This window comes from Rhizobium sp. BK181 (genome assembly GCF_014193305.1).
In the GTDB taxonomy this organism is placed as follows: Bacteria; Pseudomonadota; Alphaproteobacteria; order Rhizobiales; family Rhizobiaceae; genus Rhizobium.
The window spans coordinates 1,317,108-1,338,205 of sequence record NZ_JACHZA010000001.1 but is presented as its reverse complement, the minus strand read 5'-3'; the positions used below and the strand labels follow the sequence as shown (position 1 = coordinate 1,338,205).

The window sequence follows — 21,098 nt, the reverse complement described above, 5'->3', positions numbered from 1 at the left end:
TTCATGAATATCCTCGTTACCGGCGGTGCCGGCTTTATTGGATCAGCAGTCTGCCGGCACTTGGTTCGCGACTCGGCCAATCGAGTCATTAACGTCGACAAACTCACATATGCTGGCAACTTGCAATCTCTCCGACAGATCGAGAACCTCCCGAACTACCGTTTCGTACAGGCCGATATTGGGGATGAGGCTACGATCATCGATATTCTGCGCAACGAGAATATAGATGTCGTCATGCATCTTGCTGCCGAAAGCCACGTAGACCGCTCTATTGATGGACCGGCCGTTTTCATCGAAACGAATATCGTGGGGACCTACCGATTACTCAACGCCGCGCTCACCTATTGGCGTGAGCTTGGAGTTGGGCGGAAAGAGAGTTTCCGGTTCCATCACATTTCGACGGACGAAGTATTCGGAGATCTTCCATTCGACAGCGGCATATTTACTGAAGAGACGCCCTACAAGCCGTCTTCCCCCTACTCGGCGTCTAAAGCGGCGTCCGACCATCTCGTAAGGGCATGGCATGAAACCTACGGGTTACCCGTCGTCCTATCCAATTGTTCGAACAACTACGGTCCCTTCCATTTTCCTGAGAAGCTTATACCTCTCGTCATACTGAATGCGCTCGACGAGAAACCGCTGCCGGTCTATGGCGCAGGAGCAAACGTACGCGATTGGCTATATGTCGAGGATCATGCTCGCGCGCTGGCGACGGTAGCAACGAGAGGTGTCGTCGGGGAAAGTTACAACATTGGTGGCCGCTCTGAGCGAACTAACCTGTCTGTTGTCCAGACAATCTGCGACATTCTCGACGAGAAGCGGCCAAGGGCAAACGGAATGCCTTATCGCAACCTTATCACCTTTGTCACCGATCGTCCGGGACATGACCGACGTTATGCAATCGACGCCTCCAAGATTGATCGTGAGTTGGGTTGGGCTCCGGTCGAATCGTTTGAGACCGGTTTGACAAAGACTGTTCAGTGGTATCTGGACAATTCCTGGTGGTGGAGACCCATTCGTGACGGCAAATATGCTGGCGAGCGACTGGGAGAGCGGGATACCCAAGCGCGAAAGGATGTTAGGTGAAGATCCTCGTCACCGGGCGCCAGGGACAGGTCGTTCAAAGCCTAGTCGAAAGAAGCGCATCCCATCCCGGATCCAGCATTATCGCTGTTGGTCGACCAGATCTGGATCTCGAACATCCCGAGGGTATTGATGCGTTGGTAAGTGCCGCCCGACCGGATCTGATTGTTTCTGCAGCGGCCTATACTGCGGTGGACCAGGCGGAGGACGAACCAGATAAAGCGCGTGCCGTCAACGCACTTGGTGCAGAAGCAGTGTCGGCCGCGGCTGCGGCTATTGGCGTGCCGGTCATACATATCTCCACTGACTATGTGTTTTCCGGAGAGGCTGCGAGGCCTTATGTGGAATCGGACCCGACCGGTCCGCAAAGTGTGTACGGAGCGACAAAGCTCGAGGGCGAGCGATTGGTCGCGGCGGCCAATCCCAAGCATCTAATATTTCGAACGGCGTGGGTTTATAGCCCGTTTGGAAAGAACTTCCTGAAGACGATGCTGCGCCTAGCCGAAACACGAAATGAGATATCGGTTGTGGCTGATCAGTGGGGCAATCCGACATCGGCATTGGACATCGCGGATGCGATACTCCACGTCGCGAACGCCCTTAACCAGACGCCCAATTTCAGCCAATATGGAATTTATCACCTTGCCGGTACGGGCGACACAAATTGGAGCGGCTTTGCTCGCCACATCACTTCCTGCGCACGGAAGTACCGCGGCCCTAGTGCTCAGATCAAGGAAATTGTGAGCTCGGAATTTCCTACAAAGGCTCGCCGCCCGGCAAATTCCCGTTTGTCGACTGAACACTTCTCCCGCGTTTTCGGCTGGCGAGCGCCCAATTGGGAAGATTCAAGTGCAAGCACTGTCAACAGGCTTGTATCTCTCGATGTTTGATGGTGTTTGCGAGCGGGCGGCGCCACCGCCCTCAGGTCTCGCGATTTGAACTGCATTAGTAGGCACATAAAAGGCGAATGTCAGCTGTTCACTTTGAAAGCAATTTCAATTGCGAATGCAGACGCAAGTGCTCAAATGGAAGAGCCTTCGTCCAACTTATTTTTGTAAAATTACTCGGTACAAGAAGACCCTCCGAAGATGCAAGACACACGAGTTGCGACAATCACCGCCACAGCATCAAAGGGACTCCCTGTCGTAGTTATCGCATTGTTTTTTTTCGTACTTCTGAGCGGAACTTTCGTTCCCATCTACTCCGACGAGGTGGTTACGAAATGGAGCACATCAAGATTTTTTCTTGAAGATCGACATCTGCTTTCATTGTATCCGCAGTGCTTGACAATGTCTGACCGCGTTGTCTCCTGGGTCTTCTATCCCGCCGCAATGTTAGTCTCGACGGTATATGCTGATCTTGGGCCGCTCGGGATACGACTAAGCGGAATTATTCTTTCCTCCGCCTGGTTTTCGTTGCTTTTAATTTGGTGTTTTAAGCAAACGGGGGCCATCACATCCGCAGTGCGCCAGTTTGCCGGCTTAGTCGCATTGTCGGCGCTGGGTGTAGTTCCGTACTTATTTGCTCTGTCCCGCCCAGAGCAATTTATGACTTTGCCTATCTTGATACTTTGCGTCACTGCACTCTGTTTCAAAGGAGAGAAATCCTTAACGGTTCAGTGCGCAGGGGCGATTTTCCTATCACTAGTAATTTCCTGTTTCTTTTATGTACACCCAAAAAGCTTGTTTTTCCTTCCTTTTTCTCTCGTGGCCCTATGGCTGGCGACCGAAACTTATCATAGGGCAGTTCGCTTTGCGCTTCTCGCATACGCGGTTCTCTTATTTGCTCAGGTGCTTCATGAATCAGGAGCCATTGCCGCCTGTACAGATGCGCCAGTAATTCAAAGCGTGTTGGCCGCGAATACGCTACTCCCCGGGAGGCTTTTCTCCGCACCAGGTGAGTTCATTCAAGCCGCGCTCAGCAATATTGCAAACTTCCCGGATCGGCTGCTGTCGCATTTGACGTTCAACGCGGTCTTTCAGTCAGGTTGGCTCCCCCCTATCGAGGGAAATACCAGCTTCCTGTTCATTTTGAACCTAGGAATTAGATATTCACTTTATGCCTTTGTTGCAGGTTCGCATCTTGCCAGTCTCGTGCTGTTTCTCATCCAAGTGACAAAGAGAAAGCTCGCCGCTCCCACCCTCCTGGCTGCATTGCTGGCCTCCGCCGATATTCTGAACGCACTGTTTTTCAACATCCAGAACTTCTACGCTGGAACCCAGTTCGTTCCCATCTCGGTAATTCTGACTGCCCTGCTGATGCATTCCTTGCCCGTCCAGAAACTCTACGGGAGGATGGCTACCGGCTGCTATTCCGCCATCTTGATGTTTTCAATTTTCTCGATGGCAACGCTCCTGTCATTGGTCACGCCATCGGTGATGGAAAATTCATCCTCCCAAAAGGCAAGCCTTCCCGGTCAGCCTCTGTCCATTCCTGTGTTCGACACACAATCACACCTACAGTCCATCACAAGCCTCGGTGCCTCATGCGGGCTTTCCCCCGCAACCTCTGAAAATCTGGTACTTGACCACATGACATACTTTGCCTTCCTCAAACAGAAAAAGCCTATACATGTGCTCTATGTATCTGAGTTTGGGTATGGCGGCGATTTGACGAACGGCCGGCTGCTACCATTTTTGAAAAAGCTGGGAAGCCCTGGGGTCATTGCGCGTTGCGAATGGATGCCCAATGAGTTTCGAGAGGCGGAAATAAGCAACGATATGGGCTATTGCTGCGTCAATCTGAATTAGTTTTAGCACCACCTCATCGGCTTGCTGCCTGCCTATCGCAAATCTCCGATGCGGGCGATTTGCACCCGTTTTTGATAGGAGGCTTTGACCGCGAGTATCGAACGGGTAAAAGAAGCTTGCCGCGCTTCGGTTTCAACTTGGTGCTCCATGGGCATGATGATCGCCGCTGTCGAAAACCAGGTAGTTCAGCTGCCCCCACATTGTCGATAATTTCGACCTGCGTCCCACGGCGGACTAAGACAACTACAGAGGCAAGTGTGTCCCATAATGAAAAAAGTCGCGATCCTTCAATCCAACTACATCCCCTGGAAGGGCTATTTCGACCTGATAGCTGCTGCAGACGAGTTTATTCTGTATGATGATATGCAATACACGCGGCGCGATTGGCGCAATCGCAATCAGATCAAAACACCCCAAGGGCTTGGGTGGTTGACCGTCCCCGTCAAGGTCAAGGGCAGGTACAGTCAGACGATCAGGGAAACGGAAATTGAAGGTGGAGAGTGGGCCGCTGCACATTGGAGATCGCTCGTCCTGAATTACAAGAGGGCTCCCTACTTCGAGGAGATCGCGGCTCTTATCGAGCCTATTTATCTAGGGGCTCCTCACCGGTTCCTGTCGCCCCTCAATCGCGAGCTGCTGGAAAGCATCTGCCAATACCTTGGCATCACCACGCTTATCACAAATTCCTGGGACTATGACCTCGTCGAGGGAAAATCGGAGCGGCTTGCCGATCTTTGCGCGCAGGCGGGAGGCACCGAGTACATTTCGGGGCCGGCCGCCAAAGACTACATCGATGAGACCGCATTTAGCGAGCGTGGCCTCAAACTGACCTGGTTTGACTATCACGGCTATCCAGAGTACCCCCAATTGTGGGGAGAGTTCGTGCACGCCGTCAGCATTCTCGACTTGTTGTTCAACTGTGGAAAGAGCAGTCCGGCATTCATGAGGTTTGTCCACAAATGAAACTCTCGGTGATAAATACGCTTCGCGCCGCGCTTTATATCGAGGAGTATAACCGGCGCGATGCAGCACCAAAGATGGCACCTGTGGTCTTTATAGAAAATGCATCCCCATGAAGCTCTCTGTAGTTGCAACACTATATAGATCGGCTCCATACCTAGCTGAGTTCTATCAACGTGCGACTAGCTCGGCTCAAAAATTTGCGGCCGACGATTACGAAATCGTGCTGGTGAACGATGGCTCGCCTGACAATAGTCTTCAGATGGCTGTTCATCTCACAGAAAGCGATCCTCATGTCGTGGTGGTCGATCTATCGAGAAATTTCGGTCATCACAAAGCGATGAGGGCTGGTTTGGAACACGCCCGAGGTGATTTGGTGTTCTTAATCGATAGTGATTTAGAGGAGGAACCTGAGTGGTTGACTGGATTCGCTGATCAGATGGCCGCAGAGAATTCCGATGTGGTATTTGGCGTCCAGACAAGCCGAAAGGGTGACTTCGTTGAGCGCTGGAGCGGACACCTATATTACGCCATGCTCAATTGGCTGTTGAATATCGATCATCCGAAAAACATCACTACTAGCCGCTTGATGACAAGGCGTTATGTGAATGCGCTCTTGATGTATCAAGAGCGCGAAGCTGTCATTTCTTGCTTGTGGGTATTGACGGGTTTCAAGCAAAGCCCTCAGGCAATCAAGAAACACATGACCAGCGAGACAACGTATCGCCTGCCTAAAAAGATTAGTCACCTTGTTAATGCGGTTACATCGTTCAGTGATTTTCCTCTTAGAATGATATTTTATTGCGGCGTATTTGTACTTACGTGTGCACTATTTTATACATTTTTTCTTGTCGTCAACCGATTGTATACGGCCGAGCCGGTGGATGGTTGGACCTCAATCATGGTCTCTGTATGGCTGCTAGGTGGGACCATTATATCGTTTATCGGAATCATCGGAATCTATTTGTCAAAGATATTTTCCGAGACAAAACAACGACCCTACGTGATAGTGAGGAATATTTATGGGCAGTCAGGGCAGCAGCATTGACGCAAGCTACGAGCGTCATTACGCGGAGCGCGCTTCAAGGAAGGTCTATCCAACGGAGTTTGTAGTAAGGACGTTCCTCGCCAGTTACCCAAGACTTAACTTCAAAAAGCCCGTCGCTGGAGATAGGGTGCTCGATGTTGGCTTCGGCGACGGGCGAAACACCGTGCTACTTGCCGATGCCGGATTTGATGTTAGTGGGATAGAAATTACCCAGGGAATTGTCGATCAGACACAGGGCCGAATGAACGACCTAGGTTATCATGTTGATTTGCGGGTCGGCCGCAACAGCTCGATTCCCTACGAAGACGGAACCTTCGACTATATTCTCGCTTGCCATTGCTGCTATTATTGCGACGACGGGGATGCGCTGTTCGATAATCTGAGAGAATATGCACGCGTCCTAAAGACAGGAGGTTTTTTGGTCGCTTCTGTGGCCGATCGGCGCTCTTATATCTTTGAAGATGCCGAGCAGTTGCCAGACGGCTCGATGCTGATAAAGAAAGACCCGTATAAAAATCGGAATGAATACAGACTTCAGGCGTTTTCCGATACCCCGTCCATAGGGGAGTATTTTTCGCCGTTGTTTGAAAATTTCTCTTTCGGTTCGGCCGACAACGATTACTACGGCATCGCTGAACGGGTGTTCTGGGTAGTTTGTCAGAAAAAAGGTAGTGATTAATTATGACGGTTCACTATTGCTGCACTGACGTTGCGTGCGGCAGAGCTTGGCTTACCGAGGAGGCTGCAGGGCTGCGCTGCCCGAATGGCCATTTTTATCCTTTCGCTGCCGGCAGCCAGGTTCCCGTTTTCGCTTGCGAAGAAGAAGGGTCAAATGAGTACGCAATTGAAAATGCTGCGGAAATTCATGACAATGCATTGCGGTGGGTTTTTCGAACTTTCCACACAGACGAAGCTACTCTCAGAAAGAGTCTCATCGGACGCCTGAAGTTGGCGAAGGGTCAAACGATTCTCGTGACCGGTGCTGGCGCGGGCAACGATTTACCTTATCTAGCGGAGGTTTTGAACGCTGGCGTTGTCTATGCCCAGGATATAGCGTTACCTATGCTGATGTCCGCGGTCGAACGACATGGAAATGCTCTAAGCAACTCGGATGTCGAGGTGTTTTTTTCTGCCAGCGATGCGAGCAATCTACCTTTTCAAAATAATCAGTTCGATGCCGCATATCATTTTGGGGGCATCAATCTCTTTCCCGATGTCGGAAGGGGCATCGCCGAGATGGATCGGGTAGTGAAACCCGGTGGTCGCATCGTAATATGCGACGAGGGTATTGCTCCCTGGATTAGGTCTACCGAAGTGGGCAAAATTCTGCTCAACAACAATCCTCTTTACGCATACGAAGCGCCTCTGGCTTCATTGCCGGCGATGGCAACGAACGTCAATCTGTCGTGGGAGCTAAGTGGTTGTTTCTACGTGATTGATTATGTCGTTTCGAAGACCGAACCGAACATCGATATTGACGTCCCTCATATCGGACGACGTGGCGGGACAATGCGCACACGCTACTTCGGTGTTTTGGAAGGTATCGATCCGGCTTTGAAGGCTCGCATATATGCGGAGGCGGAAAAGAGAGGCGTAAGTCGCGTAGCATTTATTGAGCAATTGTTAGGGCGCGACGAGGTCCAATCTTGAGGCGGTCTGTGAATGGTTAAGAGCATAAGGGCTCAAATCGAGGCTGGAAAGCCGTTTGAGTGGAAGAAAGCTGGGCTCATTTTTGAACCCAACATCCCAGGGTTCACTCATGGCTCGCATCCTTGCGCTACTCATTTCCAGGATGACGTTTTTGTGGTGACATTCACGTGCCGCGACGCAAACCGTCGTTCGCACGTCTTCCTGAGCTATGCATCCGTTGCAGACGGAAAAATGACTTTGATCGGCGAGCCTAAGCTCGCACTGTCGCCCGGTCCAGTTGGGTATTTCGACTGTGATGGCGTAATTAGCGTTTGCCTGATTGCGCACTCAGGTCAGACCCACCTTTATTATGTTGGCTGGCAAAACCTGCCGGACGGCCTTTGGATTTGCGATACAGGGCGGGCGACCTTGGATCCGAAAGCCCTTACGCTAGTCAAAGATTTTCCAGGCCCGGTCCTCGGGCGCGACAAGACTAATCCACTCTTTGCAGCTGCTACCGCGTTTCATATCGATGGTGACGTATGGCACACTTGGTACAATTCCGGCGTTAAATGGGAGAAGCGGGAGAGCGGATGGCACCACCACTACGGCATTCACCACGCTCAATCGAGTGATGGCATTGACTGGGTATGCGATCCAGGGATGTGCATTCCCTTTGCCGATGAATATGAATACGCCTTTGGTCGCCCCAGCGTATTTTACAGTGAAGGCCTTTATGCGATGTGGTTTGCGCATCGCGCGACTAAGGAAATCGATACCTATCGGATCGGGTTTGCATCGTCTGCCGATGGTCTGAAATGGGAACGAAATGACGCCATTTCAGGCATCGATGTATCGACATCTGGATGGGATAGTCAAATGATATGCTATCCATATGTTTTCGAACATCGCGATCATATGTACATGCTCTATAACGGCAATAATTATGGAGCAACGGGCTTTGGCTTGGCGGTAATGGAGCAGTTGCGATGAAGAACGTCGTTCTTGCGGGGAACGCGGTCACGGCTGACATCCTCAACGGTTATATGCGTCGAGATGATCGCTATAACGTCTTATGCGCGACGGTCGATGACCAGTTTGCCGATTCGGATGATAACCGCGACTTCAAGACGATCAAGTTGTCCCAACTTTTAACCAAAATTCGTCCGGGCGATGCGGCGGTCGTTATAGCTGTTGGATACGATGACCTGAATCGCGGCCGAGAATCCATGTTCCAGAGACTTAAGGGCATGGGTTACCAAATCGAGACCTATCTTCATCCGGACGCAAAGATTTACACTGCTGTGCCTCTCGGTGAAGGCTCTATCGTGTTGCCGGGTGCCCTTGTGGAACCAGGCGTAACCGTGGGTGCAAACACGATGATATGGGGAAATGTGACGTTGGCACACCACTCATCCATCGGCGAGAACTGCTGGATAGCTGCCAGCGCTGTGATCTCGGGCAAAGCTGACATAGGCCGAAACACGTTTGTGGGTGTAAATGCGACGATCACCAATGGTCTGAGCATCGGCGAGTATTGCGTAATTGGTGGTGGCGCGCTGATCACGAAGAACACGAAGCCATCCACCGTCCATTTGGCGAGATCAGCAGAGCAGATTCGTTACGCGTCGCAGGATTATGCGAAGTATTTTGGGGTATAAGAATGAACGATAGACTGGTTACCTTGCTGGCCGACGTTTTCGGCCTGCGGCGGGAAGAGATTGTTCCGCACCTGACAAAGGACGACGTTGGGAGCTGGGATTCTCTGAAGCAAATGGACTTGGTTGTCTCCCTTGAGAGGGAATTTAACGTCGAACTTGAGATCGCTGATATCATCACGATGACGTCAGTGGAAAAGATCAATCGCGTACTGAAGGCCAAAGGAGTGACCATTGAAGCTTGAAGGCGCAGTGTCGCTGGTTACCGGAGGCTCGAAAGGGCTAGGTTTAGCGATTGCGCATAACCTGCAAGCCCAAGGCGGGCGCGTTGTGATCGCGGATATCGATACCGCGGCATTGAACGCCCTACCTGATATTTTTGACCGACGTATTCTCGATGTGACGCGGCCCGACGACGCAAAATCGGCAGCTCAATCTTTGGTTGAAGCATACGGTCGAATCGATGTCCTCGTAAACAATGCCGGTGTGATTTACAGCGAGCCGATGGTTAATTTGATGAATCCGGTCGGCATGATGCATGGATACGATCGCTTCCGGCAGAACCTTTTGGTAAATCTCGACTCGGTTTTTATAATGACGTCTGCCGTTGTAGAGCAGATGGTGCTGCGTCGAACAAAGGGCGTAGTCATCAATATCAGCTCGATAAGCGCACGTGGCAACGAGGGACAAACGGCTTACTCTGCTGCAAAAGCTGGCGTGAACGCTATGACAGTGACGTGGGCTAAGGAGCTGGGGCGATTCGGAATTCGTTGCAACGCTGTCGCTCCAGGCTTCGTGGATACATCTTCGACGCGAACGGCGCTGAATGAAGCAATTATCAAGCATATCGAGGCCGAAACGCCACTTCGTCGCTTAGGTCGGGCCGAAGAGATAGCGCAAGCCGTAGCAGCTGCTATATCGAATGACTTTCTCAATGGCGCGATATTGGACGTTAATGGAGGGGTGACCATTTAGCATGATGCTTCTGTCGGCCGCCGCCCGTGCTGTGGTGTATCAAACATACCGCGCAAGTGAATTTTTCTATCCTTTAATCGGTGCGGTTTTGTTAGGGACCCAGGACGGAGTTGTCTTCGCTGACGATGACCTGCGGCCCACGCAGATTTACGTGGAACACTCGTTTGGATTTGCGCAAATCATTGGCACGAAGGTAGATCGGTTCGAAGAGGAGCTTGAAGGGTATTTACTGTTCAACAAGCAGTTCACACCAGTTAAGGTCCGGCTCTATGCACCCTATCTTCCTAATTTTCTGTTGGTTGAGGGTTACGATATTCTGCGATCATGGCGGCAGCGTTTCACCATTTCGCCGGACAGCCCCCAGTATCGAAATGCCAAGGCGCAACCTGCGGTTCCAGATGTTGTGATATCAGAAGCGAATTCTCTTGACTTCGGTCTGATAGAGAATGCCTTCCAGCTCGCCTGCCGGTTCTGGCGGACGCCAGCGGATTTCATCGAGCATGCGCATGCAATTGTCGTGCGCTACAAGGGGGAGCCCGCGTCAGTATGTTATGCTGCTGCTGAGGTAGACCGTAGAGCAGAGATCGACGTACTAACGCTTCCGCAGTATCGGGGGCTCGGCCTTGGGCGTGTCGCAGTGACAAATTTCGTCGACCGATGCTTTGACAGTTCGTGCATGCCATTGTGGGATTGTTTCACAAACAATACTGGGTCGATGGCGCTGGCTGCATCGGTTGGCTTTACGGCAATACAACCTCCCTATCCGTTTTTCACGATCGCCAGATAAGGAAAAGAGGTTCGATGTCAAACCTCATGGGCAAATACTACTATAATCTCGGGATGCTCTTTTCTGAAGTTGTAAGGGCACATGCGCAGCTTCCCGCGTTGCGATACGCTAGCATTGAACATTCGTATTCAGAGCTTCAGAGTTGGACCGAGAAGCTCGCGAAAGCCTTGCTCGATAACGGACTGCGCCCAGGTGACGTCATCGCCATTGGCCACAACAAACAACCGCTTTCCTATGCCTTGATGCTCGCCGCCATCAAAATCGGGATCGTCTATGTGAACGTCGATATTGCATCGCCGCTGGCACGGAATTCGCGCATTCTTGAAGTTAGCGGCGCCAAAGCCGTTTTTTACGACGATGCAGAAGGCGCTGCGGCCATGACCCAACTGGCAGAGGCAGGCGATTGCGCGCTTGTTTCTCTCTCCTACGAAACGCTGCCGGAGGTTTCCGCCACCGATTTGGCTCGACAGCTTGATCTCGTGACTAAGGTTGACGGTGCCTCAATCGCTTACATCATGTTTACGTCGGGCTCGACTGGCACGCCAAAGGGCGTTGCGGTTACCCACCAAAATGTCCTTCATTTCATTGCCTGGGGACAGTCGCGTTTCAAAATTACCGAAGAGGACAATTTCGCCAATCTGAGCCCGATGTATTTCGATAATTCGGTCTTCGATTTTTATGTTGCACTGTTTTCCGGTGCGTCGCTGAGCCCAGTCAATCGCGACTTGATGACCAAGCCTTATGATCTCGTCGCATATATCGGCCAGATGAGATGCACGATATGGTTTTCGGTTCCCTCGTTGCTTATCTACCTTATGGCAATGAAGGCGATGAATCCCCAGATTTTGTCGACACTGAAGCACATCGTATTTGGAGGAGAGGGTTACCCGAAGGTGGAGTTGAAAAAGCTACATTCGTTGTTCTCCGAGCAGGCTACGCTTGTAAACGTCTATGGACCAACGGAATGCACGTGTATTTGTAGCGCATACGATTTGAGTGAGAAAGATTTTGCTGAATTGCAGGGGTTACCTCCCCTGGGCCAGCTCAACCAGAATTTCGACTACCGCATCCTTGATGAGGGCGATAGAGATGCCGTTGAAGGTGAGCTTTGCTTGATTGGACCCAATGTTGCAGCAGGATATTTTAATGACCTAGAGCGCAGCGTAGCCTCATTCATAACAATCACGGAGCCCGGTCGCTTTATGAAGCGTATGTATCGAACGGGCGATCTGGTGCGTTCGGAGCACGGGACGCTATTTTTCGTCGGTAGAAAAGATAACCAGATAAAACACATGGGGTATCGGATCGAGCTGGAAGAGATCGAGCAGGCCTTGAGCAAGCTTGCCAAGGTCAATCAAGCCGCGGTCGTATATCATCGCACCAATAGCGCTTATGGGAAGCTTATCGGTTTCGTTGCCAGCTCGTTTGAGCTTGATGAAAAGATCTTATTGGGCGCTCTTTCAGAGTTCTTACCCAATTACATGATCCCCAGCAGCGTGATTATCATGAGGGATTTGCCTAAGAACCCCAACGGTAAGGTCGATCGACATCAGCTTCGCGCCCTTGTCGCCAAATAGGGGTTTATTGTTGATGTTCAATTACGCGGCAATGCGCCAGATTGTACGCTATGGTGTTGTTGGCGTTTTAAACAATCTCCTCGGCTACGGCATATATTTGGCCGTTACGTTTTTCGGTCTCGATCCGAAGTTGGCTGTCTCGCTCCTCTATCCGATCGGCGCCACGACGGCTTATTTCGGCCATTCAAGATATTCTTTTGCCTACAATAAAAAAGGGATTTCGGGGCCGTTGCGTTACACAATCGCCCATGCGATCAGCTATGGCGCGAACCTGCTGATGTTGTACGTCTTTTGGCAGAAGGCGGGCTGGCCGCATCAGTTAGTTCAAGGGGGAGCCATATTCGTGTGCGCGGGGATATTGTTTGTCCTTTTCAAATATTTCGTCTTTGCAAGTGCCGATTCCGAGCCGGCCTAAGAATATGATGAACTTATTTTGAGCGATCAGATGAGAGGAATGGATAGCGGCCTTTTTAATAACAATAAAGCCATCTCGCGAGGTTTTTCTTGTTTCGTTGGATCAGCCTCTATTCATTCCGCCAGATGAAACATCTTAGATCGGCGGCAGAGCACCGGCCGGATTTGGTTTGAATTTGGCTGCTGAGCACTATTGTTCGATTATTGCCACGAGCGGCTTGGAACCAGCCTAGTCGAGATAAGCGGAGCTGCTGGGAAAGCGTCGATGGTGCGGCATGTTCGGTGCCGATCCTGACCGGCATGGAGCCGATTCACTAAATGAAGCCAATGACATAGGGTTTGAGCAAAATGAGCAATCAGAAAGTCCCCTTCAACTGGCCGCACATGACCGGCAAGGAACTCTATTATATAGCTCAATCCCACTTCAACGGCGCTCTGGCCGGTGATGGGCCTTTTACGAAGCGATGTCACGAATGGCTAGAGGCGGAGACTGGAAGCTCGAAGGCGCTGCTGACGCATTCCTGTACCGCAGCACTAGAGATGGCCGCGCTGCTGCTCAATATTGGGCCCGGCGACGAGATCATTATGCCGTCCTACACGTTCGTGTCGACAGCCAATGCCTTCGTTCTGCGCGGCGGCATCCCAGTCTTTGTCGATATTCGTGAGGACACGCTAAACATCGACGAGAAGCTAATCGAGGCGGCAATTACACCGCGGACAAAGGCAATCGCAGTTGTTCACTATGCCGGCGTCGCTTGCGAGATGGACGCCATCATGGATATCGCAAGACGCCATGACCTGAAAGTTGTCGAAGATGCGGCACAAGGCGTGCAGGCGACTTATAAGGGCCGCGTTCTGGGGAGTATCGGTGACCTCGGCGCTTACAGCTTCCATGAGACGAAAAACGTCATATCTGGCGAAGGCGGTGCTTTGCTTGTCAACGCTGAGGAGCACATCCAGCGCGCCGAGATCATCCGCGAGAAAGGAACCGATCGCAGCCGTTTCTTTCGCGGCCAAGTAGATAAATATACTTGGCAGGAGGTGGGTTCGTCATTCTTGCCCGGCGAGTTGATTGCAGCCTTCCTTTGGGCCCAGTTAGAGGAGGCCGAGACGATCACGGGTCAACGTTTGGAGACCTGGCAGCGGTATCACGAGCTGCTGGCGCCTCTCGAGGCCGGACGTCTCCTTCGGAGGCCAATCGTGCCGGGTGAATGCCGCCATAACGCGCATATGTATTATGTGCTCTTGAACTCCGAGAAGGCTAGAGAAGCGATGCTCGACGAGTTCAAGCGGCAAGGAATTAGTGCCGTTTTTCACTACGTCCCATTGCATTCCTCGCCGGCAGGCCGACGATATGGTCGCGTACACGGAGAAATGGCTGTGACAAACAAGCAGTCGGCGCGGCTGCTTCGGCTACCCCTCTGGGTTGGTTTGACGAACGCACAACAAGATCGGGTCGTGGAAACCCTAAGAGGAATTGGTCCGGCAGCCTGAGGTAGCGGGAGCCGGGCACCTAAGTGGCACTCGCGTTGAAGACGTACCACTGCAATTTCATCCTGTGGCTAGGGACTCTCACCGGTTTTTGACCGGGCCCGGCACAGGGGTGATCCGATGCTAGTGCAGTTGCCCACTACCTGGCCGCGATTGACTCAATGGAAAGCCTAGTGATCTAGCAACACGACGCTGGTCCCATGGCCTCTGTCCCCTCTGATCGTCGGCATCTCCATGGCAACATGCAGAAGCGAAGTCGGCGCCCCCAGGCTACCAGGCTACAGCGGAACGTTCGTTGAAACTAAACCAATGCCGCCGGCACACTTCCCGCCATGCATTTCAGCGATTGGCAGATCGATGATTTCTTTGTGGCAGCATCGTTTTGACTCGTCTTGCTTCCGCTATTCGGTCACGGCCGAGGGAACCAACGCTTTATCCTGGCGGGAGCCGATTTTTGGGATCTTCCAGTTCTTCAGGCTGAGGGCAGGTCGTTCGATGAAATGCCACGAAACCATAGCAAATCCCATTGTCAACGCGAACGAAGAACAGAAGAGTTCGATCGGGCCGATTTTGTAGCCATACGATAGGCAATAGGCCACCACCGACTGTTGCACCGGCCAAGCATAGATGTATGCCCCATATGAATAGTCACCACGGAAGAACGGCAACGCTGGGGCCTGTGCACAGAGATAGACGACAGGAAACGGCAGAAGCAGCAGATAAAGAAAGTAGGAAACGTGCTGAAACGTTAGGTCTGGGCCCAACGCGAATGGGATGATGCCCAAGACGCTCCGTGACACGCCTGAGAAAGGCGGAACTTGCAGCGCGACGATTACAGCTGCTCCGAACAAGGCTATCCGGGCAAGGGAAAGCGATTTTTCGTTTAGTTTGATGAATGCGCCGGCCAAAAACAGGAAGAAAAGATTCGGGACTACGGTGTTGGACCCCAACGCCCCCGATACGTCAATCAAGACCATCACAGCCGACAGTGCGTAGACGGGATTGATTGTTGCCGGGGTAAGCAGCAGAAGAACGGCGGCAAGGCCTGTAATAGCGTAACAGACACCCTCCCACGGAAGCGTCCATATCGAACCGTTAGGCATCCAAGGAATCGGATTGCCGGAAAACCTATCGAAGTATCCGTGTACATACCTCGTGAAAATGTACGCGAATACCAAAGCTGGCAGTATGCGGAGGGCGCGCTTCCACGTGTAACGTGCAACGGAATCACTTGCCGATGCACTGCCGCAGATCAGATAGCCGCTGATAACGAAAAAGCATTGGACGGCAAATGCACCCAGTGTGGAGCTAAATGCAGCGGGCTCGGGGAACCCGGACAGAGCATAAGAATGACTCAAAAGTACCGCGGACGCCAAGAGCATCCGTGCCAAATTGAAGTTGTTTGCCCTCAACAGTTTCTACCCCCAAAGCCGGGTGTTCCAAAACAGGAACTCCCAAGTGCGAATGTTCTCCGAGCAACTCAGTCAGCACTTCCTTCTCGACTTGTCGATACCAGTGACGCCCCCCTAGGACAGGCCGTAAAGCAAATTAACACCGAGTGTTGCGCTTTCACTGCACTTGGACAGACGCCCAAGGGCGGGCTGAACGGAGGTGCCGCGACCTTCTCCCGTCGCGCTGCTCGGAGCGAATCGGGTTGTCCGCCCGATAGTTCAAAAATCGAAGGCCTTGTCGTCCTTGGCGTAGCTCTTACGAAATTCCTCTTCCCAAGGGTCGAAGAACTTCTCGCCCTCAGGCAGCGGCTTACTTGGCAGTTCGTCGTTTTCGTGTTGGCTTTCAGAATCACGCATGTCTTCACCTCTAGCGGCTGTTAGTAAGCAGGTGACCGCCTGAGGTCTACTTTAGGTCGAACACTTATCTGTGGACTTTGACAATTTGCGTGAGCGATCGGTCAGGCGAGGCAAATGTCCTGAAGCCTGACTTCCCCCTTACAAAACTGAGCTTTAAATGGATCGTAGTCGCACGCGTTCGGCACTTCTCTCACCTGACCGACGGCGGACTTTTCGGAACCCTCAAGGCCTTCCAGAGAGGCGCTCTCGGCGCCGATCGAGCCAACCAACTCCTACGGCAGGAGTAGCAATCAAAGGGCTGCTCACCTTGCGAAGGCACGAGATCACGGCGTTGTTCACCGGCACGAATGCATAGGCTGCCAGGAACGAAACGGTCACCATCAACACCTGAATGACTGATCTTGATACGACGGTATCGCCGAATTGTCCCATCATTGGCGCCCCGAAGATCAGCATGACGGGACCGTGCATCAGATACAGAGGAAAGGATATAGTCCCCAAATGCCGCGATAGGCGATTGGAAAGAAAATCGCGAGCTTGGTAGACGATCATGCATCCTAGGATGAAAATGATTGATGCGACCATATCTAGCCGCCCTTCGGACCATTGGAACGCGAGAAGGTAAACCGTTGTGGCGCCCAATCCGCCGAGGCCAACGGATGAGGGGATGCCGTTCAGTCGGCCGCTCTGGTAAAGCAGAGCGACGATCACACCGGCTACGAAAAGAAAATTCATGCTTCCAACGGCAAGGAAGTATGCCGCGACCACAGCGAGGAACAGCAACCTGAGTCTGATCAAAGTGGCAAACAAAATCGCGGCAATCGCGACGAATGATCCCACCAGTTCGAAACTCATAGTCCATAGCGGTCCAATATAGGTCTCTGAGAGACTGTAGTTGAAAAACACGTCATAGAACGAGAACCGCGACAGGTGCTCAAGGCTAGCCGGGAAGGCAACGATATTCCCCCAAGGCGGGAACCTCTCGGCAGGGACCTGAAGGACGCCCGTCACTTGGGCCAAATGGACTACAGCGCAAGCGAGTAAGATGGGTAGCGCCAAGCGAAAGTATCTCGTGGCGGCTATTGTCCCTAATTGCCGAAAATCGCGGCTTTGGATGAACCCGATCGAAAGAGCGAAGCCAGAGACGACAAAGAACACCATGACCGCAAATGGTCCGTTCATCGGCACGAACCGCCACAGGTAATTTCTGAAGAAATCATTCTCCGGAAAGCCGTTGCAGAAGACGTGATAGAGGACAACGACCAGCGCGCCCCATCCTCGCAATCCATCCAGAAATCTGACCCGCTTCAAGCGATAGATCCTCGTTTTACACACAGCTAACGGGTAGCCGAATAGCGGAACGGTGTAAACGCCGACCGGGCCCGACCGTTCTTCGGTCCTCGCCCACCGCGGTCTGATCTTTCCCAGCAATCTGGAGCTTTCGATGTGAAAATCATAGTATTGCGCCACGATCAAGCGGCGCGAACGTGATCGCGTCGCCGTGCTCTTTGAAGACAAAGCTCTCTGGTGGCTCGCGGCTCACTGTGCGGTGACGGGTCAGTGACCGGCGGTCAATATACTTATCTGTCGATCAACAACGCCACTCTGTAGACGTCTTTCGTGTCGCCGTTCTGGTCGGCCTTGTTCTGTCGACAGCGTATATCCCACACACCGGTCGCGATCGGCTTGTTTGGTCACTGGTGGCTCTGGATCATCAAGCCGGCGTGCACCGTCGTCTTGGTCGCTCTCACGTGGTCGCTGATCGAAAATCGGCATATCGCTGGCCACACGAAGGCTGCCCGTTGCCTAAAACGGGGAGAATACGCCTATATTCGGCACACGCAGGTCTTGTGCCATTGAATGAGAGTTGGCAGCTCTCCCTACGCTGCCTACTTCGGACGACCTGGATCTAAATCGCTTTTACCCGGGATCGAATGCGCCTGAGGATTGTTTTGACCAGATCGATCGTGCGTGTCTCCGAGAGAGTTGGCGTCAGGCGCTGACCGAATCCAAGCAAATTCTCATCGCCATCCAATCCTGAGGTGCCGATCCAGGCGCTATTTCTACCTACATACTGGTGGAAGGCATGTGCAGATGTGCCTCGTGCCAAGATTTCGTCTTGCGGAAGCTCCAGGAGAATTTCAGAGCCAAGTTGATTGAACATTCTTTCGAAAACTTCGCCTCCCCTGAACTTCAATAGGTACTGGGCAACCTCATACTTTAGGTTGTTGGTACCATTGAGTGGAGCAATACTGGTAAATCCAAACGAGGCATAGAAGTTGTCGGGAGAAATATCGCGGAGAAAGCTTCGAAGTATCAGCCTGTGTTCATTGATCGATCGGTTACTCGTCGTAGGGTTCGGTCGGCTAGTGTTGCTATTGTGGATACGGAAGCTCACAAGTTTCTCCGGCATCACAAATATGTCGTAGTGCTGCAAGACGCGCATCCACATATCGAGATCCGGCAGTTGCCGATAGAAATTGTTGTACGTCCCTACTCGATCATAAACCTCCCTCCGAATAAGGATTGAGGGATGGCAAAGACTGTTACCCTTTTCGATTAGGTCCTTCATCCAGGCAAAGCGTGATCGGTTAGGTTGCTTAAAAACGGCGTGAAATGCTGGGGCCTGTTTCTTGGCCAATGGCCTACCGAAATCGTCTATCCATTCGACATCAGAGAAGACTGCGCCGAGATTTGTTGCAGCGCTGAACACCTCGAGCTGCCGCTCGAGCTTCTGTGGTATCCACACATCATCGGAGTTGCATACTGCAATGAACTCCCCTTCGCACATTGACAGTCCGATGTTCATTGCCTCGCAAGCGCCCACATTTGCGGCCAGCAGACGAAAAACTATTCTTTCGTCAGAGAATGATCGGATCAGTTGTTGCGAGGCATCAGATGATGCATCGTCCACGATAACGACTTGAAGTCTCTGATAGGTCTGCTCCAGAACGCTATTGACTGCAGCTTCGATGAACGGCGCATGGTTGTAGCTCGGGATGAGAACCGAAATCAGCGGATTATCTGTCATTGTGTGCTCTGGCGATTGCTGCGTCGATGTAAAGACCCAGCGAGTTGTCTACTTTGCTTTTAAGTGCTTCCAACGAGCTAATAATACCGGCGCGCTTCTGTTTAGAGTTTAGTTTAGTCCAAGTCCCATTTGCGTGGAGTCGGTAGAGAGTGCAAGCTCGAGCCGCGAAAAGCGCGCCGCCAGCGGAAGCGAGTGACATGTTGAGTAGCCAGTCATAGCCGCTCTTAGCATCGGCAACACTAACGGCATCAGCAAAACTCGCCGTCCGGTAGAAGCAATTCGAGAAGGTGGCAACAGGGTTAAATGTCAGCATATCGAGAAAATGAACGACTCGATGCCGATCTGGAGACCAGCCAGGATGATGCCATTTCGCACCACTTGCTTCGTCTTTCACTAGGCATGCGGTAAAACACAAGGGGATCTCTGGATGGCTATCCATAAGAGACTTTTGAAGCTCCATCTTGTCAGTCGCATGCCAATAGTCGTCACCCTCAAGGATCGCTAGATACGAGGTATCTACCAATGAGGCGAGTAAACGATAATGCTCCATAATCCCGAGATTCGATGCGTTTTGACGTACGGTGAAGTTTGGTAGATCTCGAGTTAAGCGACGAGCAATTTCAACCGTGTCGTCTGAGGAGCAGTCGTCCGATATGATGACATTGCACGAACCAATGATCGTTTGGTCGCGCACGCTCTTGATCGCTTCCGCGATGTATTTTTCGTGATTGAACGTTGGCACCAGAATGGTGATCGAAGCGTCAGGCATTCAGGACCGCCTTAAGTGACTCAGCTATATAGGATGCCTCCGCGTCCGTTATGCCACCGTGGAGCGGAAGCGTCAGTACCTCTTTTGCCGCACGTTCGGCATTTGGCAGATGGAACTTTGTTTGCGACATTTTGCCGGTGTATGCAGGAATATCTGAAAGGAGAGGATAGAAGTACTTGCGCGTGTACACACCAAGCTCTCTCAAGCCAAGATACACCTTGTCGCGGAGTGACGTCCCATTCTCGACCGGCAAACGAATAGGGAAGTAGCTACGTGATCCAAGTGTCCCCGGACGTTGCGGGACGATCCTGATTTTGTTGTCACCGGATAGGATGTCGGTGTAAATTTGCGATACGGAGCTCCGCCGTGCTCGCTCATCAAAGAGTGCATTCAGATTCGCAAGCCCGAAGGCAGCGTTTATCTCGCTAATTTTTCCGTTGATCCCCACATCGGAAATCAGGTCTTCCGATTCTATTCCGAAGTTCTTCAGCAAACTTATTTTTGTATTAGTTGCGGCTGACGAGGTTACGATCGCGCCGCCCTCGCCGGTATTGAACTGTTTGGTCGCGTGGAAGCTCATCGTGGTGGCATCGCCATAGCTCACGATCGGGCGCCCGTTGTATGTAGAGTCGAAGACGTGTGCGCCATCGTATAGGATGGGCAGATTGTGGTTGCGGCTTATCAAACCAAGGGCATCGACATCGCAGGGGCATCCATAGACATGCACGCCCAAAATCCCGGAAACGTCATCGTCGATTGCCCCCTCCACCGCGTCCGGGCTCAAAGTAAGGTAATCCTCCTCAACATCCACCAAGACTGGGTCGAGCCCAACCCAAAGTAGAGCCCCGATGGAGGCCGCGAACGTGAACGGTGTTGTAATGACTTTTTTCTGAAAGTTGAGAGCCTTGGCCGCAATTTCAATTGCGACGGTCCCATTCGACATAAGGTTGACGTACCTGGTTCGCAGCAGTTCGGAAAGCCGCAGTTCCAGGTTAGCCGAGATTGGCCCGCCGTTGGATAGCCTGCGGGCTTCCAAGGCTGGCTTTAGATAAAAGAGAAAATCATCCAAAGTCGGAACAATTGGTCGCGCAACGTATATCGGCGTGTTTTTTGACACG

At 52.0% G+C, this 21,098-nt stretch carries 21 protein-coding genes; 15 read left to right on the top strand and 6 right to left on the bottom strand.

Going from position 1 to position 21,098, the window contains the following annotated elements; all coding sequences use genetic code 11:
- Positions 1 to 3: 3 nt before the first annotated feature.
- The 15 genes from rfbB (at position 4) to rffA (ending at position 14,375) form a co-directional block, all read left to right on the top strand.
- Positions 4 to 1,086 carry a dTDP-glucose 4,6-dehydratase gene (gene rfbB / locus FHT77_RS06705; protein ID WP_183753603.1) on the top strand — a complete coding sequence of 361 codons (1,083 nt, stop codon included), beginning with the start codon at positions 4 to 6 and terminating at the stop codon, positions 1,084 to 1,086.
- Positions 1,083 to 1,973 (top strand): dTDP-4-dehydrorhamnose reductase, encoded by an 891-nt coding sequence (gene rfbD / locus FHT77_RS06700; RefSeq protein ID WP_183753601.1) that lies wholly within the window; start codon positions 1,083 to 1,085, stop codon positions 1,971 to 1,973. The genes rfbB and rfbD overlap by 4 nt, the downstream gene beginning before the upstream one ends.
- Before the next feature lie 399 nt (positions 1,974 to 2,372).
- Positions 2,373 to 3,833, top strand: coding sequence for a hypothetical protein (locus FHT77_RS06695; RefSeq protein WP_210280770.1), 1,461 nt, complete (start codon positions 2,373 to 2,375; stop codon positions 3,831 to 3,833).
- Positions 3,834 to 4,100: 267 nt separating this feature from the next.
- Positions 4,101 to 4,796, top strand: coding sequence for a WbqC family protein (locus FHT77_RS06690; protein ID WP_183753599.1), 696 nt, complete (start codon positions 4,101 to 4,103; stop codon positions 4,794 to 4,796).
- A gap of 109 nt (positions 4,797 to 4,905) precedes the next feature.
- Positions 4,906 to 5,841, top strand: coding sequence for a glycosyltransferase family 2 protein (locus tag FHT77_RS06685; protein WP_183753597.1), 936 nt, complete (start codon positions 4,906 to 4,908; stop codon positions 5,839 to 5,841).
- Entirely contained in the window at positions 5,816 to 6,520 is a 705-nt protein-coding gene (locus FHT77_RS06680) for a class I SAM-dependent methyltransferase (protein ID WP_183753595.1), read from the top strand. The genes FHT77_RS06685 and FHT77_RS06680 overlap by 26 nt, the downstream gene beginning before the upstream one ends.
- A gap of 2 nt (positions 6,521 to 6,522) precedes the next feature.
- Positions 6,523 to 7,491, top strand: coding sequence for a class I SAM-dependent methyltransferase (locus FHT77_RS06675; protein ID WP_183753592.1), 969 nt, complete (start codon positions 6,523 to 6,525; stop codon positions 7,489 to 7,491).
- A gap of 12 nt (positions 7,492 to 7,503) precedes the next feature.
- The gene (locus FHT77_RS06670) at positions 7,504 to 8,463 is read left to right on the top strand and encodes a hypothetical protein (protein WP_183753590.1); all 960 of its coding nucleotides are present in this window, start codon (positions 7,504 to 7,506) and stop codon (positions 8,461 to 8,463) included.
- A complete protein-coding gene (locus FHT77_RS06665) occupies positions 8,460 to 9,131 on the top strand; it encodes an acetyltransferase (RefSeq protein ID WP_183753587.1) in 672 nt (223 codons plus the stop codon). The genes FHT77_RS06670 and FHT77_RS06665 overlap by 4 nt, the downstream gene beginning before the upstream one ends.
- A gap of 2 nt (positions 9,132 to 9,133) precedes the next feature.
- Positions 9,134 to 9,373: an acyl carrier protein gene (locus tag FHT77_RS06660; RefSeq protein WP_183753585.1), complete on the top strand. Its 240-nt coding sequence runs from the start codon at positions 9,134 to 9,136 to the stop codon at positions 9,371 to 9,373.
- Positions 9,363 to 10,103, top strand: coding sequence for an SDR family NAD(P)-dependent oxidoreductase (locus FHT77_RS06655; protein ID WP_183753583.1), 741 nt, complete (start codon positions 9,363 to 9,365; stop codon positions 10,101 to 10,103). The genes FHT77_RS06660 and FHT77_RS06655 overlap by 11 nt, the downstream gene beginning before the upstream one ends.
- Position 10,104: 1 nt before the next feature.
- Complete coding sequence (locus FHT77_RS06650; RefSeq protein WP_183753581.1) at positions 10,105 to 10,890, top strand: GNAT family N-acetyltransferase; 786 nt, start codon at positions 10,105 to 10,107, stop codon at positions 10,888 to 10,890.
- A 14-nt stretch (positions 10,891 to 10,904) separates the two neighbouring features.
- On the top strand, positions 10,905 to 12,467 hold the full coding sequence (locus tag FHT77_RS06645) for an amino acid adenylation domain-containing protein (RefSeq protein ID WP_183753579.1): 1,563 nt from the start codon (positions 10,905 to 10,907) through the stop codon (positions 12,465 to 12,467).
- Positions 12,468 to 12,480: 13 nt separating this feature from the next.
- Positions 12,481 to 12,882, top strand: a complete 402-nt coding sequence (locus tag FHT77_RS06640; protein WP_183753914.1) for a GtrA family protein — start codon at positions 12,481 to 12,483, stop codon at positions 12,880 to 12,882.
- Between the two features lie 347 nt (positions 12,883 to 13,229).
- Positions 13,230 to 14,375 (top strand): dTDP-4-amino-4,6-dideoxygalactose transaminase, encoded by a 1,146-nt coding sequence (rffA, locus tag FHT77_RS06635; protein ID WP_183753912.1) that lies wholly within the window; start codon positions 13,230 to 13,232, stop codon positions 14,373 to 14,375.
- 398 nt (positions 14,376 to 14,773) lie between these two features.
- Here rffA and FHT77_RS06630 read toward each other — a convergent pair whose 3' ends face one another.
- From FHT77_RS06630 to FHT77_RS06605, 6 genes are all read right to left on the bottom strand, one after another.
- Entirely contained in the window at positions 14,774 to 15,784 is a 1,011-nt protein-coding gene (locus tag FHT77_RS06630) for an acyltransferase (RefSeq protein WP_183753577.1), read from the bottom strand.
- A 258-nt stretch (positions 15,785 to 16,042) separates the two neighbouring features.
- The gene (locus FHT77_RS06625) at positions 16,043 to 16,180 is read right to left on the bottom strand and encodes a hypothetical protein (protein ID WP_183753575.1); all 138 of its coding nucleotides are present in this window, start codon (positions 16,178 to 16,180) and stop codon (positions 16,043 to 16,045) included.
- Positions 16,181 to 16,402: 222 nt separating this feature from the next.
- On the bottom strand, positions 16,403 to 17,491 hold the full coding sequence (locus FHT77_RS06620; protein ID WP_183753573.1) for an acyltransferase family protein: 1,089 nt from the start codon (positions 17,489 to 17,491) through the stop codon (positions 16,403 to 16,405).
- A 598-nt stretch (positions 17,492 to 18,089) separates the two neighbouring features.
- Positions 18,090 to 19,211, bottom strand: a complete 1,122-nt coding sequence (locus FHT77_RS06615) for a glycosyltransferase (protein ID WP_183753571.1) — start codon at positions 19,209 to 19,211, stop codon at positions 18,090 to 18,092.
- Positions 19,201 to 19,980: a glycosyltransferase gene (locus FHT77_RS06610; protein ID WP_183753569.1), complete on the bottom strand. Its 780-nt coding sequence runs from the start codon at positions 19,978 to 19,980 to the stop codon at positions 19,201 to 19,203. Before FHT77_RS06610 ends, FHT77_RS06615 begins: the two co-directional genes overlap by 11 nt.
- The gene (locus FHT77_RS06605) at positions 19,973 to 21,097 is read right to left on the bottom strand and encodes a DegT/DnrJ/EryC1/StrS family aminotransferase (RefSeq protein ID WP_312859731.1); all 1,125 of its coding nucleotides are present in this window, start codon (positions 21,095 to 21,097) and stop codon (positions 19,973 to 19,975) included. The genes FHT77_RS06610 and FHT77_RS06605 overlap by 8 nt, the downstream gene beginning before the upstream one ends.
- Between the last annotated feature and the right edge of the window lies 1 nt (position 21,098).

Coding starts and splice junctions, on each gene's coding strand:
- FHT77_RS06625 (WP_183753575.1), bottom strand. CDS start 16,180: ATGCGTGATTCTGAAAGCCAACACGAAAACGACGAACTGCCAAGTAAG.
- FHT77_RS06645 (WP_183753579.1), top strand. CDS start 10,905: ATGTCAAACCTCATGGGCAAATACTACTATAATCTCGGGATGCTCTTT.
- rfbB (WP_183753603.1), top strand. CDS start 4: ATGAATATCCTCGTTACCGGCGGTGCCGGCTTTATTGGATCAGCAGTC.
- FHT77_RS06665 (WP_183753587.1), top strand. CDS start 8,460: ATGAAGAACGTCGTTCTTGCGGGGAACGCGGTCACGGCTGACATCCTC.
- FHT77_RS06660 (WP_183753585.1), top strand. CDS start 9,134: ATGAACGATAGACTGGTTACCTTGCTGGCCGACGTTTTCGGCCTGCGG.
- FHT77_RS06640 (WP_183753914.1), top strand. CDS start 12,481: ATGTTCAATTACGCGGCAATGCGCCAGATTGTACGCTATGGTGTTGTT.
- FHT77_RS06685 (WP_183753597.1), top strand. CDS start 4,906: ATGAAGCTCTCTGTAGTTGCAACACTATATAGATCGGCTCCATACCTA.
- FHT77_RS06650 (WP_183753581.1), top strand. CDS start 10,105: ATGATGCTTCTGTCGGCCGCCGCCCGTGCTGTGGTGTATCAAACATAC.
- FHT77_RS06675 (WP_183753592.1), top strand. CDS start 6,523: ATGACGGTTCACTATTGCTGCACTGACGTTGCGTGCGGCAGAGCTTGG.
- FHT77_RS06615 (WP_183753571.1), bottom strand. CDS start 19,211: ATGACAGATAATCCGCTGATTTCGGTTCTCATCCCGAGCTACAACCAT.
- FHT77_RS06695 (WP_210280770.1), top strand. CDS start 2,373: ATGTCTGACCGCGTTGTCTCCTGGGTCTTCTATCCCGCCGCAATGTTA.
- FHT77_RS06670 (WP_183753590.1), top strand. CDS start 7,504: ATGGTTAAGAGCATAAGGGCTCAAATCGAGGCTGGAAAGCCGTTTGAG.
- FHT77_RS06680 (WP_183753595.1), top strand. CDS start 5,816: ATGGGCAGTCAGGGCAGCAGCATTGACGCAAGCTACGAGCGTCATTAC.
- rffA (WP_183753912.1), top strand. CDS start 13,230: ATGAGCAATCAGAAAGTCCCCTTCAACTGGCCGCACATGACCGGCAAG.
- FHT77_RS06690 (WP_183753599.1), top strand. CDS start 4,101: ATGAAAAAAGTCGCGATCCTTCAATCCAACTACATCCCCTGGAAGGGC.
- FHT77_RS06610 (WP_183753569.1), bottom strand. CDS start 19,980: ATGCCTGACGCTTCGATCACCATTCTGGTGCCAACGTTCAATCACGAA.